Source organism: Bacillus sp. EB106-02-03-XG38, from assembly GCF_058792175.1.
Map to the genome: position 1 here is coordinate 1,348,878 of NZ_JBYTED010000001.1, position 14,411 is coordinate 1,363,288.

The following is a 14,411-nucleotide window of genomic DNA, read 5'->3' on the forward strand; positions in this document are numbered from 1 at the left end:
TTTTTACACAAGACAGCTCATGCATATGAAAGAAAAGAGGTACAAAAATATGAAAACAAAACAAACAATCGCTGCGTCTACACTAGCTTTAGCAATGATTGCTGGCGCAAATTCTGCTCATGCGGAAGTAACTGATGCTACTCCTCAGCAAAGTGCGGGAGATCGATTAGCTGAAATTAAGCAACACAAACAAGAGTTAGATGCGAAATTACAGCAGCACAAAGAAAACGTGGATCAAACATTAAATGAACTTAACAAAGTTAAGGAAAATGTTGATACGAAGGTGAATGAACTACACGAGCGTAAACAAGTTGCTGATGAAAAAATTAACGAAATAAAACAGCGTAAAGAAGAGTTAGATGCAAAACTTCAGCAAGACAAACAAATCGCCGAAGATAAAATCGCTGAAATTAAAGAGCATAAAAAGCAAGTAGAAGATAAAGTTGCTGAAGTGAAAGAACATAAGCAAAATATCGATAACAAAGTGAATGAGATTAAAGAACATAAACAAACTGTCGATGAAAAAGTGAATGAAATGAAGCAACATAAAGAAAACATCGATCAAAAGGTTACTGAACTTAAGGAAGTTAAAAAACAAGTAGATGAAAAATTAGCTGAGTTAAAGAAAGCGAAACAAACTGCTGAAGACAAACTTGCTGAACTAAAAGAAAATAAGCCGAATACTGGTAACACGTTAGAGGAACTTAAGAAAATTAAAGGCAATTTAGATAGTCTTTCCGCTAACTTAGAACTAGCTAAACAAGATGTAAAAAACAAACTTGCTGAATTACAAAAAGCTAGAGAAGAATTACTAAATAAAATTAACGAGATAAAACAATCGAAACAAACTGTTTCAGAGGATTTAACAAAGAAAAAACAAGACTTAGATATTAAAATTAACGACTTTAAACATACTGAGAAAAAAATTGAAGACAAATTAGCTGAGGTACATACTACGAAGCAAAATGTAGATAACAAAATTAATGAAGTATCTCAATCAAAACAAACAGAAACAAAGACTGGTACTACAAACATAAATAACAATGCTAAAGAACTTCCTAACGCTGGTAGTGAGCAATCAAACAATATGGCTTTAGGTATGTTATCTGTATTAGGTGGCGTTCTATTACTGGCGCGTAATAAAATTAAAACATTATTCTCAAAATAAAGCACTTATACAAAAGACAACCGCATGCTTGTGCGATTGTCTTTTTTCTTTATATTAACTTTCCATCTCGAAGCGTCAATATACGATCACATACATCAAGCATTCTTTCATCATGTGTAATCATAATTGCTGCTTTTTGACTTTCTTTCACTTCACGTTTCATCATTTCAACAACTTCACGTGCGCGTTTTGAGTCTAAGCTTGCAGTTGGTTCATCCGCTAATATTAAATCCGGGTTGTTCATAAACGCACGAGCAATTGCTACCCTTTGTTTTTCTCCACCAGATAGTTGATTTGGATAATGATTTTTTCTTTCCCCTAATCCAAATGCTGCTAATAAATGATCCGCACGCTTTTCTGATTCTTTCTTGTTTTCTTTTTTTAACTTAGCAATGTAAAGCAATTGTTCTTTTACATTTAAATATGGAACAAGATTTGCGAACTGGAAAATGAAGCCGATTTTTTTCAAACGAATGTCTGTCATTTCTTTTTCTGATAGCTTCGTAATATTTTGCTCACGAATGTAAATATCCCCTTTTGACGGTGATAATAAAGCACCCGCGATTGATAATAACGTACTTTTCCCTGATCCAGAAGGACCGACAATTCCGATAAACTCTCCAGCTTTCACATCAAGCGACATCGGATGAAGGGCTGTTACTTCTGTATTCCCTTCTCCGTACACTTTACTTACTTTGTCTAATTTTAATAATGAAGTCATTACATCCCGCCTCCAATTGCTTCTAATGCATCAACTTTTAATACTTGGTATAACGAAATAAGTGTTCCTAAAATACTAATGACGATAAAGATTGCTGCATATTGTGCAATCATCGGTGTTGTTAATAAGAATGGCATACCTGCTGGTAAAATTTGTTCTAATCCTTGTACAAAAACAATACTGATTACCATCGCAACGACTGATAAGAATAACGCCTGTACGACTAAGCTATTTGCTAAATAAGAGTTCTTCGTACCAATTGCTTTTAATACGCCTAATTGCTGTGTTTTTTGCAATGTAATGACGTAGAAGAATACGCCGATTAGTAACGCAGCGATAACTAGTAAGAATGCAATGATCATCGTTAATGTCCCTTGCTCTTCTTTAAATCCTGGAATACTTTGCAGTACTTCTTTTTTGTCAATTACGTGTGCACTTTTAATCTCTTTATCTGTGTTAAGTGCAATTGCACTATAATCTTTTTGGTTTGGTTGTGAAATAGATCCCCATACGTCTTCATTTACATAAACGACTGGTGTATGGCTAAACATTTGATCTTTCGTAAATCCAACAATTTTAAATTCTTTCTTTGAAACAGGATCAATAATTGTATCTCCAATATCAATTCCTTTTTCTTTAATTGATTCATCAGCAACCATTTCATTATTTGCTGTACCTAATTTCTCACCTTTTACAATGTTTGGCTCTAAAAATGAATCACGTTCACTTGAGAAAATAGCTATATCCACTTTTTTCGAACTATCTTTCTTTTCGTATGTTGAAACTTTCACACGAAACGGAACTGCCTCTTTCTCACCTACTTGATTTACTACGTTATCTACATCGTCTTTCTTAATTTGTGAACGAAGTAATTTATTTTCCGCATCATCTGCTAAAACGAACTTATTTGCCTCCATATTTTGAATCGATGAAGCATTATCATAGGATAGTCCATTTGCTAATCCTGAAATAACAAGAACTAAAAATGATAATAACACCATAATCAGTCCGATTAATCCGTATCTTAATTTTGATTGTTTTAATTCACGCAGAGCTAAAAACATTTCGCTCGCTCCTTCCTCTTTCTTTCTATGCACTTATCATAAAAAAGAAATATGAACGGAATATGAACAGAAGATTACAGAGAGTAAGTTTTAATTTTCAGAAAGTATTGAAAATAATTAATATCCTTGATACAATTCAGTCAAATAATCTTGACCGAGTAATTTCATTTAAGGAGTTGATCATGTTGAAGCCCATGTTAACCCTCACTACTTATAGCCAACTAAAAGCAATAAGCGATCCACTACGTGTCGAAATGATGATGCGTCTATGCGAACGTCCTTATACAGGGCAATTACTATCTGAGAAATTCGGCATTCCAAGGGCGAAAATTCATTATCATTTAAAAGAATTAGAAAAGAATGGTTTTATAGAGATTGTTTATACAGAAGAAAAGAATGGCATCATTCAAAAGTTTTATCAATCTGTTGCGAGAGGCTTCACCCCTGCTGCAGAACTATTACCTCATTTAGAAATATTAAGCGAATCAGGTCGCCAAATCTTTTTACAAATGACGGAAAGAACGAAAAGCCATATTCTCGCTGCACCAGAAGAAGCTTTTACATTACGAAAAGTAAGTGAAGACCCAGCTGAGTGGAATTACGTTTCATCTTGTTGGGAGTTTGATGCCACGCCAGAACAATTTCAAGTGTGGGTGAAAAAGTTTCATGAATTGATGAGTGAATTAAATGATATCGCAAAAGATGCGGATAAAGATCCAAATAGTAAATCTTATTACATTTCTACTACTGCCCTACAAATCGACGAACGAGCAATGCAGCGCTTTGTGAAAAAAGAAGAAAAATCGTAATACGATTTTTTTTACACTAACGGTCAAATTTATTTTACCGAATAATTTTTTTATAAAGGAGTAGATTAAATGGACGTATTAAAAAACCGGAATTTCCTCTTATTGTTTTTAGGGAGAATTTTTACAAACATAGGAGATAGTTTGTATTATGTAGCAGCGATGTGGCTCGTATATAAGCTGAGTGGTAATCCTTTTTATTCTGGATTGGCTGGTTTTCTTACATTATTACCTTCTGCATTACAATTTCTTACCGGTCCATTCGTCGATAGATGGCCAATAAAAAACACCCTCGTCATCACACAAGTTTTGCAATGCATTCTTATATTAATCATTCCTATTACACACTACTTCGATTTATTAACAGTTCAACTACTACTCATCATCATGCCCATCGTATCCTTTATCGAACAATTCACCTATCCCGCACAATCAAAAGCTTTACCACTTCTACTGAATAAAACACAATTATTAAAAGGAAATTCACTCTTTTCATTTGCGTATCAAGGCATTGATTTAATTTGCACGACTCTTTCTGGCATATTAGTAGCACTACTTGGCGCAATCACTTTATACGTAATCGACTCTTTTACATTCGCGATTACTGCCCTTTTGTTCTTTTCACTAAAAATGCCAAAGCAAGCAGAAACAAATACATCACTTTCAACTAAACAATATTTCTCTGATTTAAAAGAAGGTTTTTCAATCGTCTTTCGTTCATTAATGGGCGTATTCTTAATCGGTTCAGTAGTCGCTAATTTTTCAATCGGTATGACGATGGCGATACTCCCTTCTTTCTCGGATTCTTTAGGAGGCGTAAAATCATATGGCTTCTTTCTAGCTGCTATATCAGCAGGTAGTCTCATCGGTGCATTATTCAGTTCATGGGTTGGCAAACGTAATGTTGGCCGTGTTTCTATTATTGGCTTTGCGACTGGCGCTATCTTTTGGTTTCTCTCTACAATTGTACCGTTTCAATGGCTCTCTATTTTCTTATTCGGCCTAGCTTGGATTCCAATTGGTGCCACGAACATATTATTTGCGACAATTAGTCAATTTGTAGTTCCAAATCAATATATCGGACGCATCAATTCAGTCATGCGAAGTATGGGCACAATTGCTATGCCGTTCGGCTCTTTAATTGGTGGATACGCCGCAAATGTGTTTAGTAGCCAACTTATTTTCGCGCTCGCTAGCATCGGGATTTTATTTATTTCTCTCGTATGGCTGTTTCATCCGAAATTACGAGCATTGCCAAAAGCTGATGAAATTACAGCGGATACTTTTGGGGTACAGTTTAAAGTAGAGCGCGGGAAAGGTACAGCTTTATAGGTGAAGTGGTGGATACGTGAAATTTATATCAGCGATTTTTCAAATATATCAGCGCAACTCGGATTATATCGGCGATTTTCCTAATATATCGGCGCAACTCAAATTATATCAGCGATTTTTCGATTATATCGACTTATCGACAAAAAACAACAAAAAGAAGAGGCTGTTTCCAAACAGCCTCTTCCATCTATTTCGGAAGCTCCACTTGAACAGTAGTCCCTTCCCCTTTCGTACTATACACTGAAACATTTCCGTTATGTAGTTCAACAATTTTCTGCACGATTGATAATCCTAAGCCACTACCTTCTACGTTTCTCGCTCTTGCAGTATCCACTTTATAAAAACGATCAAATATACGGTCCATTTCTTCTTTATCCATACCGATTCCGTTGTCTAATATAGAAATCATGATACTAGACTCTAACTCTTCGACAAAAAACTCAATGGTCCCGCCGTCGCTTGAAAACTTAATGCTATTCGTAAAGATATTACTCCATACTTGATGAAGTAAGTTTTCATCCCCTTGTATTGTAATGTCCGGCACATCAAATTCAACTGCGATATCTTTTTCACGCCATTTCCATTCAAGCATAAAAATGACGTCTTTAATTTGCTTCTGCAAATTGAATTCTTTTATTTGCAACACTTTCTCTTCTTTATCTAATGACGCTAGCGTAAGTAACTGTTTACATAAACTAGACATTCGCTTACTTTCACCCTCAATAATTTGTAAGTAATGGTTTCTTTCTTCCACGCTCATCTTTTCTGTTTGCAATGTTTTCGAAAAACCTTGTATAGAAGAAAGTGGCGATTGAAATTCATGTGAAACATTCGAAACGAATTCTTGTCTCATTTCATCTAGTTCTTTTATACTTTTCGTCATCTTTTGGAAGCTTGTAGATAACGTCCCTATTTCATCTTTTCGCTTTACGTCTAATTCAATTTCATATTCACCACTCGCAATTTTTTGCGTAGCCCTCGTAAATTTACGAATAGGACGAACGATATAACCTGCTGCGATTGCGATAAAGATAATGCTTAATAGTACGATAAACCCAAGTAATACCGCTAAGAAAATTCTCATCTCGCCGAATTGTTGCTGAATGTCAGGGCGAATGAATAAAGCGTACTGTTTATCACCGTGTTGTACCGGAACACCGACACTATTAATTAATTCATTATCGAAAAAACCTGTAATAAAGAGACGGGTTGGATACGTAGAAACACCATTAAACGTCTCTCCTTGCAATACTTTATGAACGGTATCATCACTTATTGTCGTCTTACGAAACGCATTACCGATACGCTTTCCGTTCTTTTGATCATCGACAATATAAATTTCATATCCTAGCTTCGCAATAGACTGTAAGTATGCCTCTTGATTTTCTTCACTTTGCTTTTCATATAACGATTTTACTTCTTCAGCATACATTAAAATCTTTTCACTATTGTACGGTTTTAACTTCACTTGATAGTACACATTTGTTAATAAAAAACCGATAATACTGCTAAGTAGCATGATTCCAACCGTCATAAAAACAAATCTAGAGTATAATGATTTCATTTTATTTCAACTCCAACTTATAACCAAGTCCGCGTACTGTCGTAATTTGAAAATCAGCCGTTCGTTTTGAGAAACGATCTCGTAGCCTCTTCACATGAACATCAACCGTTCGTTCATCTCCTTCAAAATCCATTCCCCATACTAATTCAATTAATTCTTCTCTTGAAAATGTTCTTCCAGGATAACTAGCCAGTTGCGATAACAATTCAAATTCCTTCAGTGGCAGCAAAATCGTTTGTCCGTTACACTTCACTTCAAAGCCTTTTCGGTCAATTGTTGTACCGTGCAACGTAATAATATCAGCACTCAGCATTTGATAACGACGTAATAATGCTTTCATACGGAAAATAACTTCAGCTGGCTCAAATGGTTTTACAATATAATCGTCCGTACCAGAAATGAATCCTTTTTCTTTATCAACTAACTGATCTTTCGCAGTTAATAAAATAACCGGTATATCATGATACTTCCGGATTTCTTCACATAACGTATAGCCGTCAACAAACGGCATCATAATGTCTACTATCGCAAGATGAATATTTTCTTTTTCTAAAACGCCTTGCGCTACTTTTCCATCTTCTGCTTCAAAAACTTTGAACCCCTCTTTTTGTAAATGGTAATGTAACAACTCTCTAATATGCTTATCATCATCAGCTAATAAAATATGTATCATCTTCATTAAACCCTCTCTTGTTCATCCTTCTACATCCTTACCTTAAGAAACAATTGGATTTTTTGCAAGAAAAAGAAAAACAAACCCACATTTTAAGATAAATAAAAAGAATCTATTTTGAAAAAAGATTATTCAAAATAGATTCTTACGTTTTAGTATTAAGATTATTTTAATGAAAAATAAGTTCTAAGCTTTAGAAATATCAACGAATCCTTCTCCAAATACGTCACGGACATCGTGTATAGCGATGAACGCAGCTGGGTCCGTAGTTTGAACAATCCTCTTTAGCTTCACTACTTCTTGCTTATTAATAACAACATAAAGAATTTCCTTCGGCGTTTTCGTGTAATAGCCATGACCTGAATACACCGTAACCCCTCTGCCCATTAAGGTAGTCACCTTACCGGCGATTTCATTTGGGTTATCAGAAATAATCGTAATAGCCTTCTTCGGATTTAAACCTTCAATTACAAATTCCATCACTTTCGTTGCTACATATAGCATAATAATTGTTATCATCAGTTTTTCTGCACCAATGATGAAATAAGATGAAAACGCAACAATTAAATCGAAGAACAGTAAACCATAGCTAATGCTCCATCCTAAATATTTATGCGTCATCCTTGCTAAGATGGTAGTACCTGCTGTTGTTCCGCCAACGCGAATAATAAGACCAATCCCGCACCCAATAAATATTCCACCGAAAATGGCATTTACGAGCATTTCATCCGAAGCAATCGTCCAACCTTCTGTCAAATGAAGGAATAGCGAGTTCGTAACTACAGCGATAATCGTATAAATTGTTGTAATCTTATTTAAAAACTTATAACCGGCTATTAACAAAATCGCATTTAAAATTAAGTTAACTAAGCCCGGTGACCATTCAAATAAATAGTACGTAATAATCGTGATACCTGTTACCCCGCCCTCACCAAACTCGTTCGGGATAACAAACAAATTAACACCTAACGCAAAAAGAAATGCACCGATAATAATAAAAATAATGTCTGTCGTTCTTTTTTTCATACAGTACCTCACTTCTTATGTAAATATTTATTCTGTCATAAACTCTCACCATTATATCGTGGAATATTCAAATCGAACAGTGGTTTATTTTTATTTTAATATAGGGTAATAAATCAACTTTATCCTATATCCACATGTAATTAAAAAAGTAAAACAACTGTATTTATTATGTACTACAAGTAAAGTTTTGATTTCACATGCAGTTGATGCTTAAAATGAATATGAATACTCACTCGCACTAACTTCGAATACAAAGCAAATAGGCGAAGCTATAAAATAGACTTCGCATCAAGCGTGTGATCATGGAGATTCATATGAGATTTTATATTCATAATTTCCAGAAACAAATTTACTTATCTTTCTCCATATATTCTTTAATTTTTCGTTCTTCCCACTCTTTTCCGAATATCCCAACTGGAAAAGTTGTCAAACCATGTATAACGATACCGATTCCCCAACCTGCAAGTGGATATAAAAACCATAATTTACTGGAATCAGAGCTTATATTTATAATAAAAAGCATTAAGTTCACTAGTATATAAACCGTTAAATGAATATAAAATGCTTTTAAATTCTCCACCCTTTTTTTAGCTCGTAAATAAACCTCATCTTGCTCCATTTATAAACACCTCTTTCATTATTGTATTTTTTAAATTCGCTCCGATTTAAACATCATATTCTAATCAAAAATCTCTTATTCTCAAAAATTCACAAAATAAAAAAGATCGTCTTCATTTCAGCAAGATTGCAAGTGGCTAGTGGATACCCTTTTTTTGTTCGTAGTACGATACCTTGTGAAAAAATTGAAAAATCAAATTTCACAATAGAAATAAAACCTTTAAATCTGTATAATAAAATTAATAGCGATATTTTAATACAGAAAGGTTTTGGTAACATGCTAGGTATCGATATCAAAAAAACAGATGGAGAATTAATTATTTCATGGCAACTAGCTAAGATTCAAATTCCATTAAGTGAAATTATTGAAGTTACAGAAGATGAAACCTATGCTGGTGTAGAAGAAGAAAACGTAATCCGAATTGGAACAGCATACGCTACAACAGACCGGATTTTAATCAGAACAGTAAAACAAAATTATCTATTATTTACGACCAATAGGGTCTCAATTTTGAATAAAATCAATGCATAAGCAATAGGATAAAACACTTGTCTATATGGGTTTATTCGATTCAACTGTATACCCGCATTTTAAAAATTATTATAGATACAATGATGTAAAAACAAACAAAAAGTACCCAGCAAATTGTCATACACATGATCATTTGCTGGGTACTAAGGGATACATTTGTTAATTACAGAATTCTAATTAAGACCAAATCCAAACATCATCATTATTTTCAACGTTGCTCTTTACCTCATAAACCTTTTCAATATTGTCCGTTGTGTTCCAGTTAATAGAACTTCCGCCCCACCCTACATACTTCATATCAATTTTTACTTTCTCACCCGCATTAAATACTTGTCCCTTCGTTAAGAAAACATCAATAATGACTTTCTTACTGTTTAGTGATGGATACTCCACTACGACATATTTAGTAGCACCGTCTTCCGCATCTTCCATCGTTCCTACTTTTGCTACTTCCCCAATTACATAATCAGGTGAGCCATCTTCTTTCATGTGCATACCTAACTTGTTTGTTGTATTTTCAATTGCAGTTGCAACCATATATTCTGTAAAATTACGCATCATAGATCCAGTAGCTTTAACCTCATCTCCTACTTTCACATTTGAGAAAGTATCCATGTATACACTAACAGGTTCTTCGTATTGCTTAGATTTCACAACAATTACACCATTATCTACTTCTACTACTCGTCCTTCTAACGTCGAGAAATTCGATTCAATAGAAGCTGCACTCGCTTTTGTTACTTCTAATCCTGGTAAATTCGTTCCTGATAATGCTGCGATTCCTAAAGCACCTGCTAAAATTAATTTTTTCATACCCATTATGAAACATCTCCATTCATGATGATTTTATTTTTTTGATTGGATACGACCAACCTGTAATCATTATAGTTACAGGTCGAACAAAATAGCAACCATCTTTCTTATGCAATGTTGCATACTGTAACTTTTTAAATATACAGCAAGAGGGCTTTAATTTAATTCAAAGCTAAAATAACCTTATGACCACGGTATAAAGAAATTAAGAACTACTTTCGGTCCTAAGGTTAACGAATAGCTTTATAAAAACTCAATCAAAATTTATTCAACTAGTTGAAAAATGAACCGTGTCGAATTTTATTTTCGTAAAATTCAAATTTCAAGGAGGTTTTACAAAATATTACACAGAATTATTCGTATATCGCAATATATTTGGAATTTTTTTACGATTCGTTTCATTTTATCTACCACGTTTAGACAAAATGAAATAAAACAATAAAAGGAGAGAGATAGATTGAAAAGAAAAATTAGTACAGCTGTTGTAGGGTTATCAGTGTTTAGCTTTGGTCTTTTTGGTGTAAATATTGGGGATGGCGGCGTTGTAAAAGCTGAGCACGGTGAAACTTTTTCTCCGAAATTAGAAAGCCATGCTGATTTCGCTGCTCCGAAACTAGAGACACATGCTGATTTAAGCTCGAAATTAGATTCACATGGCGACATTTGGGCTCCTTCTTATAATAAAGGCGACGGTGGCGCTCCTGCTTATGATCATGGCAGACCTCCTATTTCATCATACAATATAGGGGATACTTGGGCTCCTTCTTATACAAATACTCATGGAGAAGGAATGGCTCCTAAACAAGAGAGTCACGCTGACTTCTTTGCTCCTACGTTAGAAGCGCATGGTAATACTGGCGCTCCTGCTTTAAATGTTGGTGATACGCCGACTCCGAAACTTGAAGGGCACGAACATTTCCCTGCTCCTAAACAAGAGACACATGCTGATTTAAGCTCAAAAATAGATTCACATACAGATACTTGGGCTCCTGCATTAAACATCGGTGACACTGGTGGGGCTCCTAAACAAGAAGGGCATACACATTTCCCTGCTCCAAAAGTTGAAGCCTATGGCAATACTGGCGGTGCTCCTGCTAATTCTGAACATGGTACAGGTATTTAAGTTACCCAAATTGAAATCTATTTAGTTTACCATTTTCATATATTTACAAGGAAACCATTCGATGTTATATGGTTTTCAAGTCTAAAAAATACACCTAGTAATTAGGTGTATTTTTTATTTTACCTCGCTATCTAATAATTAAAGAATACTCCCCTAAAAATCCCAACAAAAAAACCGAAGAAACTCCCTATACTTCATACACTTAAAGTACCACGAACGTTGCGATTTTTAGTGACGCTCTGTATCCAATCTCACTTTCATCCCAAGTGCCTAAAGGCGATAGCTTTCTTGTTCAGGAAAAACTGTACCCTTTCCATTCATGATGATTTTATTTTTTGGATTGAATACGACCAACTTATAATCATTACAGTTACAGATTGCAGAAAATAGCAACCCTCTTTCTCACACAATGTTGCATACTGTAATTTTCAAATGCAATTAATTCAACACTAAGACTAAATTCTTGAATACCAGCAGGTAAACAGATTGATGATGAAGAAAATAATGTGATGCATCATATTTTTTCAAAGCTACAGTTTGTACAGTCGTAGTCCATTACATTATGTAGGAGTGGAGTTAACATGTTAAAAAACCCAAAGAGATTACAGCCAGGTGATATCGTGGCAACAGTAAGTCCTTCGTGGGGAGGCGCAGGTGATCCTGAAATAAGATGGCGATATGAACAAGGAGTAAAGAGATTAGAAGAAGTTTTCGGTCTTACGGTTGTTCCCATGCCGAATAGTTTAAAAGGTAGCGAATTCATTTATAACAATCCACAGGCTCGTGCGGAAGATTTAATGACTGCATTTCAAGATACGCGCGTGAAAGCAATTATTGCGAATATTGGCGGTGAAGATAGCATCCGCTTACTTCCTTATATAGATTTTAATGTAATACGTGAAAATCCGAAAATTTTTATGGGATACTCTGACGTTACCGTTTCACACTTGTTTTGTCATAAAGCAGGAATCTCCTCTTTTTACGGTCCAGCCATTTTAACTGATTTTGCCGAAAATGTAGAGATGGATTCATATACAATTGAAATGGTAAAGCGAACTCTCTTTTCCAATGAAATGATTGGCGAAATTCAACCAGCTCATGAATGGACGAGTGAGCGTTTAGAATGGATAGAGGCAAATAAAGATACAAGACGTACGATGCAGCAAAACAATGGATATGAGGTACTTCAAGGCTCTACTACTGTACAAGGGCGTTTAATTGGTGGGTGTATAGAAGTACTGGAATTTACAAAAGGAACGGAGCTTTGGCCTGAGAAAAAACATTGGGAGGATAGTATTCTCTTCTTTGAAACTTCTGAAGATCATCCAGAACCAAGTTATATAAAGTATTGGTTACGAAATTATGCAGCGCAAGGCATTCTGCAAAAGGCAAAAGGTGTCATCTTCGGTAAACCGAAAGATGAACAATACTATGAAGAATATAAACACGAAATACTGCAAGTAATGAAGGAACATAATTTAGAAGATTTGCCGATTCTTTATAATTTAAATTTTGGCCATACTGAACCGAAGTTTATTTTACCATACGGTGCGATGGCAGAAATTAATTGTGAAAATGGATCTTTCTCTATTTTGGAAAGTGGCGTGGAATAAAGTGAAACTTTAATCAGTGAGGGTTCCATTCACATCGCTATCAAGCTAACATTTTGAAGTTCTCCCAGAACGAAAATTTATTCTTTTCATAGGTATTCAAGGAAATTCAGTTTATTTTTTTATGTTAAATATCGCTTTAGAATTTCTGTCTTCACCCCTTCACATAATCATTATAATAAAGTAAGAGTCTTTCCATTAAGGAAGACTCTTACTTTATTATAATGAATTCAATTTTATAAATTTCATGCTGCGTGTCATAACCCTATAGCTGTGCACAATATTTATTTGATATAGATTGAAGTTCGCATTGTATTAAATGGAGCGTTAATAGATGTTTTTTGGTATTCAAATGTTCCTTGCTGATGCCCAGAAGCATCCCACTTAAAATACCAACCAACAATTGGTTTTCCGCCAATTATAGTGGATCCAATACTTTTCACATTAAAACCATTCATTTTCGCAAATGGATTTTGACCATATCCCATTTCCTTCGTAGTAATATATAAGTATTTTCCCCCATGGTCACGTGTTGTGCTAAAACTGTTTGGATTAATAGTTTCTACTCCGCCCTGCTCAGATTCTACTTGTACGACATTTAGTGAAGTAAGTGGTGCTGCAGGTCCAGCAGAAGCTTCTGTTGCCATTCCTAATCCGACAAAAGCAGTTATTGCTAACAATGAAATACCAAGTGCTGCTTTTTTAAACATAATAACATCCCCTTCCATCTATCTATTATTTTCTCTTTCATTGCCAATATAATCCTACTACCTTTATATGTATATAGTTTAAAACTGCAGAAATATTAATGAGAATATTCTATCTTATGTTTCTGCAGTTATATGACATCCCATTATTTATTAATAAAAAATAGGAACAGATCATATTGTTTGTTCCTATACGCTTCTAACCTATGAATCTATATGATTTTTATTTTGATTCATCTGTCCATGCCTTAGTATGAATATCATCACTAGGGGCATACTACAAGATGAAGAAAAGAAAGCAACGAGAGAAAAAATAAAATTCAAGGTTGTATTAAATAAGAAAAGGATTGCAGATGCAAGAATAAATTTTTTATTTATATATATTAATTTACAATAAAAGGGGACTACTCAACATTTTTCGTTAAAGATAGTCTATTAACCTCTAACTCTAACTACCTAATGAACACAAGTAAACATATCTTAAATTATTTTAAGAGGTATAAAAAACACCTTATAGCTATAAGGTGTTTTTTATATTTCAGCTCTTTAAAATTCTTCTATTTCAACTGTAAAATGTGGCTTGAATTTCATTTCACTTCTATTTCTTCTCCTTGATTGTAAAATGTATCATGATCCATTTTAAATTAGTAAGGA

General features: G+C 34.4%; 14 protein-coding genes. 6 read left to right on the forward strand and 8 right to left on the reverse strand.

Features of this window, described 5'->3' with window-relative positions; genetic code table 11:
• Positions 1 to 49: 49 nt before the first annotated feature.
• On the forward strand, positions 50 to 1,168 hold the full coding sequence (locus tag AC3WTI_RS06895; protein WP_087956691.1) for an LPXTG cell wall anchor domain-containing protein: 1,119 nt from the start codon (positions 50 to 52) through the stop codon (positions 1,166 to 1,168).
• A gap of 49 nt (positions 1,169 to 1,217) precedes the next feature.
• On the opposite strand, the gene AC3WTI_RS06900 is transcribed toward AC3WTI_RS06895, so the two are convergent.
• Positions 1,218 to 1,889 carry an ABC transporter ATP-binding protein gene (locus AC3WTI_RS06900; RefSeq protein WP_097840775.1) on the reverse strand — a complete coding sequence of 224 codons (672 nt, stop codon included), beginning with the start codon at positions 1,887 to 1,889 and terminating at the stop codon, positions 1,218 to 1,220.
• Positions 1,889 to 2,953 (reverse strand): ABC transporter permease, encoded by a 1,065-nt coding sequence (locus AC3WTI_RS06905; RefSeq protein WP_087956689.1) that lies wholly within the window; start codon positions 2,951 to 2,953, stop codon positions 1,889 to 1,891. The genes AC3WTI_RS06900 and AC3WTI_RS06905 overlap by 1 nt, the downstream gene beginning before the upstream one ends.
• Positions 2,954 to 3,135: 182 nt before the next feature.
• On the opposite strand from AC3WTI_RS06905, the gene AC3WTI_RS06910 reads away from it, so the two are divergent.
• Together AC3WTI_RS06910 and AC3WTI_RS06915 are read left to right on the forward strand one after the other, a co-directional pair.
• A complete protein-coding gene (locus tag AC3WTI_RS06910) occupies positions 3,136 to 3,762 on the forward strand; it encodes an ArsR/SmtB family transcription factor (protein ID WP_141552762.1) in 627 nt (208 codons plus the stop codon).
• Between the two features lie 69 nt (positions 3,763 to 3,831).
• Positions 3,832 to 5,091 (forward strand): MFS transporter, encoded by a 1,260-nt coding sequence (locus AC3WTI_RS06915; protein WP_087956688.1) that lies wholly within the window; start codon positions 3,832 to 3,834, stop codon positions 5,089 to 5,091.
• A 187-nt stretch (positions 5,092 to 5,278) separates the two neighbouring features.
• On the opposite strand, the gene AC3WTI_RS06920 is transcribed toward AC3WTI_RS06915, so the two are convergent.
• From AC3WTI_RS06920 to AC3WTI_RS06935, 4 genes are all read right to left on the reverse strand, one after another.
• Positions 5,279 to 6,655 (reverse strand): sensor histidine kinase, encoded by a 1,377-nt coding sequence (locus AC3WTI_RS06920; protein WP_097840776.1) that lies wholly within the window; start codon positions 6,653 to 6,655, stop codon positions 5,279 to 5,281.
• A 1-nt stretch (position 6,656) separates the two neighbouring features.
• Positions 6,657 to 7,334 (reverse strand): response regulator transcription factor, encoded by a 678-nt coding sequence (locus tag AC3WTI_RS06925; protein ID WP_087956686.1) that lies wholly within the window; start codon positions 7,332 to 7,334, stop codon positions 6,657 to 6,659.
• Positions 7,335 to 7,514: 180 nt separating this feature from the next.
• Entirely contained in the window at positions 7,515 to 8,354 is an 840-nt protein-coding gene (locus tag AC3WTI_RS06930) for a YitT family protein (RefSeq protein WP_000747488.1), read from the reverse strand.
• Positions 8,355 to 8,703: 349 nt separating this feature from the next.
• On the reverse strand, positions 8,704 to 8,973 hold the full coding sequence (locus AC3WTI_RS06935) for a 2TM domain-containing protein (RefSeq protein ID WP_000434263.1): 270 nt from the start codon (positions 8,971 to 8,973) through the stop codon (positions 8,704 to 8,706).
• 276 nt (positions 8,974 to 9,249) lie between these two features.
• Here AC3WTI_RS06935 and AC3WTI_RS06940 point away from each other — a divergent pair, with 276 nt between their 5' ends.
• A complete protein-coding gene (locus tag AC3WTI_RS06940; RefSeq protein ID WP_000900575.1) occupies positions 9,250 to 9,504 on the forward strand; it encodes a SunI/YnzG family protein in 255 nt (84 codons plus the stop codon).
• Between the two features lie 177 nt (positions 9,505 to 9,681).
• Here the strand turns inward: AC3WTI_RS06940 and AC3WTI_RS06945 are convergent, their stop codons facing one another.
• Positions 9,682 to 10,323 carry an ATP F0F1 synthase subunit alpha gene (locus AC3WTI_RS06945; RefSeq protein ID WP_087956685.1) on the reverse strand — a complete coding sequence of 214 codons (642 nt, stop codon included), beginning with the start codon at positions 10,321 to 10,323 and terminating at the stop codon, positions 9,682 to 9,684.
• A gap of 451 nt (positions 10,324 to 10,774) precedes the next feature.
• On the opposite strand from AC3WTI_RS06945, the gene AC3WTI_RS06950 reads away from it, so the two are divergent.
• Complete coding sequence (locus AC3WTI_RS06950; protein WP_097840777.1) at positions 10,775 to 11,440, forward strand: hypothetical protein; 666 nt, start codon at positions 10,775 to 10,777, stop codon at positions 11,438 to 11,440.
• A gap of 581 nt (positions 11,441 to 12,021) precedes the next feature.
• Positions 12,022 to 13,053 carry a S66 family peptidase gene (locus AC3WTI_RS06955; RefSeq protein WP_097840778.1) on the forward strand — a complete coding sequence of 344 codons (1,032 nt, stop codon included), beginning with the start codon at positions 12,022 to 12,024 and terminating at the stop codon, positions 13,051 to 13,053.
• Positions 13,054 to 13,334: 281 nt separating this feature from the next.
• On the opposite strand, the gene AC3WTI_RS06960 is transcribed toward AC3WTI_RS06955, so the two are convergent.
• Positions 13,335 to 13,760 carry a DUF4879 domain-containing protein gene (locus AC3WTI_RS06960; RefSeq protein ID WP_087956682.1) on the reverse strand — a complete coding sequence of 142 codons (426 nt, stop codon included), beginning with the start codon at positions 13,758 to 13,760 and terminating at the stop codon, positions 13,335 to 13,337.
• Positions 13,761 to 14,411 lie beyond the last annotated feature (651 nt).

What these genes read in the sequence shown, in the direction of transcription:
- AC3WTI_RS06910 (WP_141552762.1), top strand. Translation starts at nt 3,136, where the DNA reads ATGTTGAAGCCCATGTTAACCCTCACTACTTATAGCCAACTAAAAGCA.
- AC3WTI_RS06920 (WP_097840776.1), bottom strand. Translation starts at nt 6,655, where the DNA reads ATGAAATCATTATACTCTAGATTTGTTTTTATGACGGTTGGAATCATG.
- AC3WTI_RS06895 (WP_087956691.1), top strand. Translation starts at nt 50, where the DNA reads ATGAAAACAAAACAAACAATCGCTGCGTCTACACTAGCTTTAGCAATG.
- AC3WTI_RS06925 (WP_087956686.1), bottom strand. Translation starts at nt 7,334, where the DNA reads ATGAAGATGATACATATTTTATTAGCTGATGATGATAAGCATATTAGA.
- AC3WTI_RS06905 (WP_087956689.1), bottom strand. Translation starts at nt 2,953, where the DNA reads ATGTTTTTAGCTCTGCGTGAATTAAAACAATCAAAATTAAGATACGGA.
- AC3WTI_RS06955 (WP_097840778.1), top strand. Translation starts at nt 12,022, where the DNA reads ATGTTAAAAAACCCAAAGAGATTACAGCCAGGTGATATCGTGGCAACA.
- AC3WTI_RS06935 (WP_000434263.1), bottom strand. Translation starts at nt 8,973, where the DNA reads ATGGAGCAAGATGAGGTTTATTTACGAGCTAAAAAAAGGGTGGAGAAT.
- AC3WTI_RS06930 (WP_000747488.1), bottom strand. Translation starts at nt 8,354, where the DNA reads ATGAAAAAAAGAACGACAGACATTATTTTTATTATTATCGGTGCATTT.
- AC3WTI_RS06940 (WP_000900575.1), top strand. Translation starts at nt 9,250, where the DNA reads ATGCTAGGTATCGATATCAAAAAAACAGATGGAGAATTAATTATTTCA.
- AC3WTI_RS06915 (WP_087956688.1), top strand. Translation starts at nt 3,832, where the DNA reads ATGGACGTATTAAAAAACCGGAATTTCCTCTTATTGTTTTTAGGGAGA.
- AC3WTI_RS06900 (WP_097840775.1), bottom strand. Translation starts at nt 1,889, where the DNA reads ATGACTTCATTATTAAAATTAGACAAAGTAAGTAAAGTGTACGGAGAA.
- AC3WTI_RS06960 (WP_087956682.1), bottom strand. Translation starts at nt 13,760, where the DNA reads ATGTTTAAAAAAGCAGCACTTGGTATTTCATTGTTAGCAATAACTGCT.
- AC3WTI_RS06945 (WP_087956685.1), bottom strand. Translation starts at nt 10,323, where the DNA reads ATGGGTATGAAAAAATTAATTTTAGCAGGTGCTTTAGGAATCGCAGCA.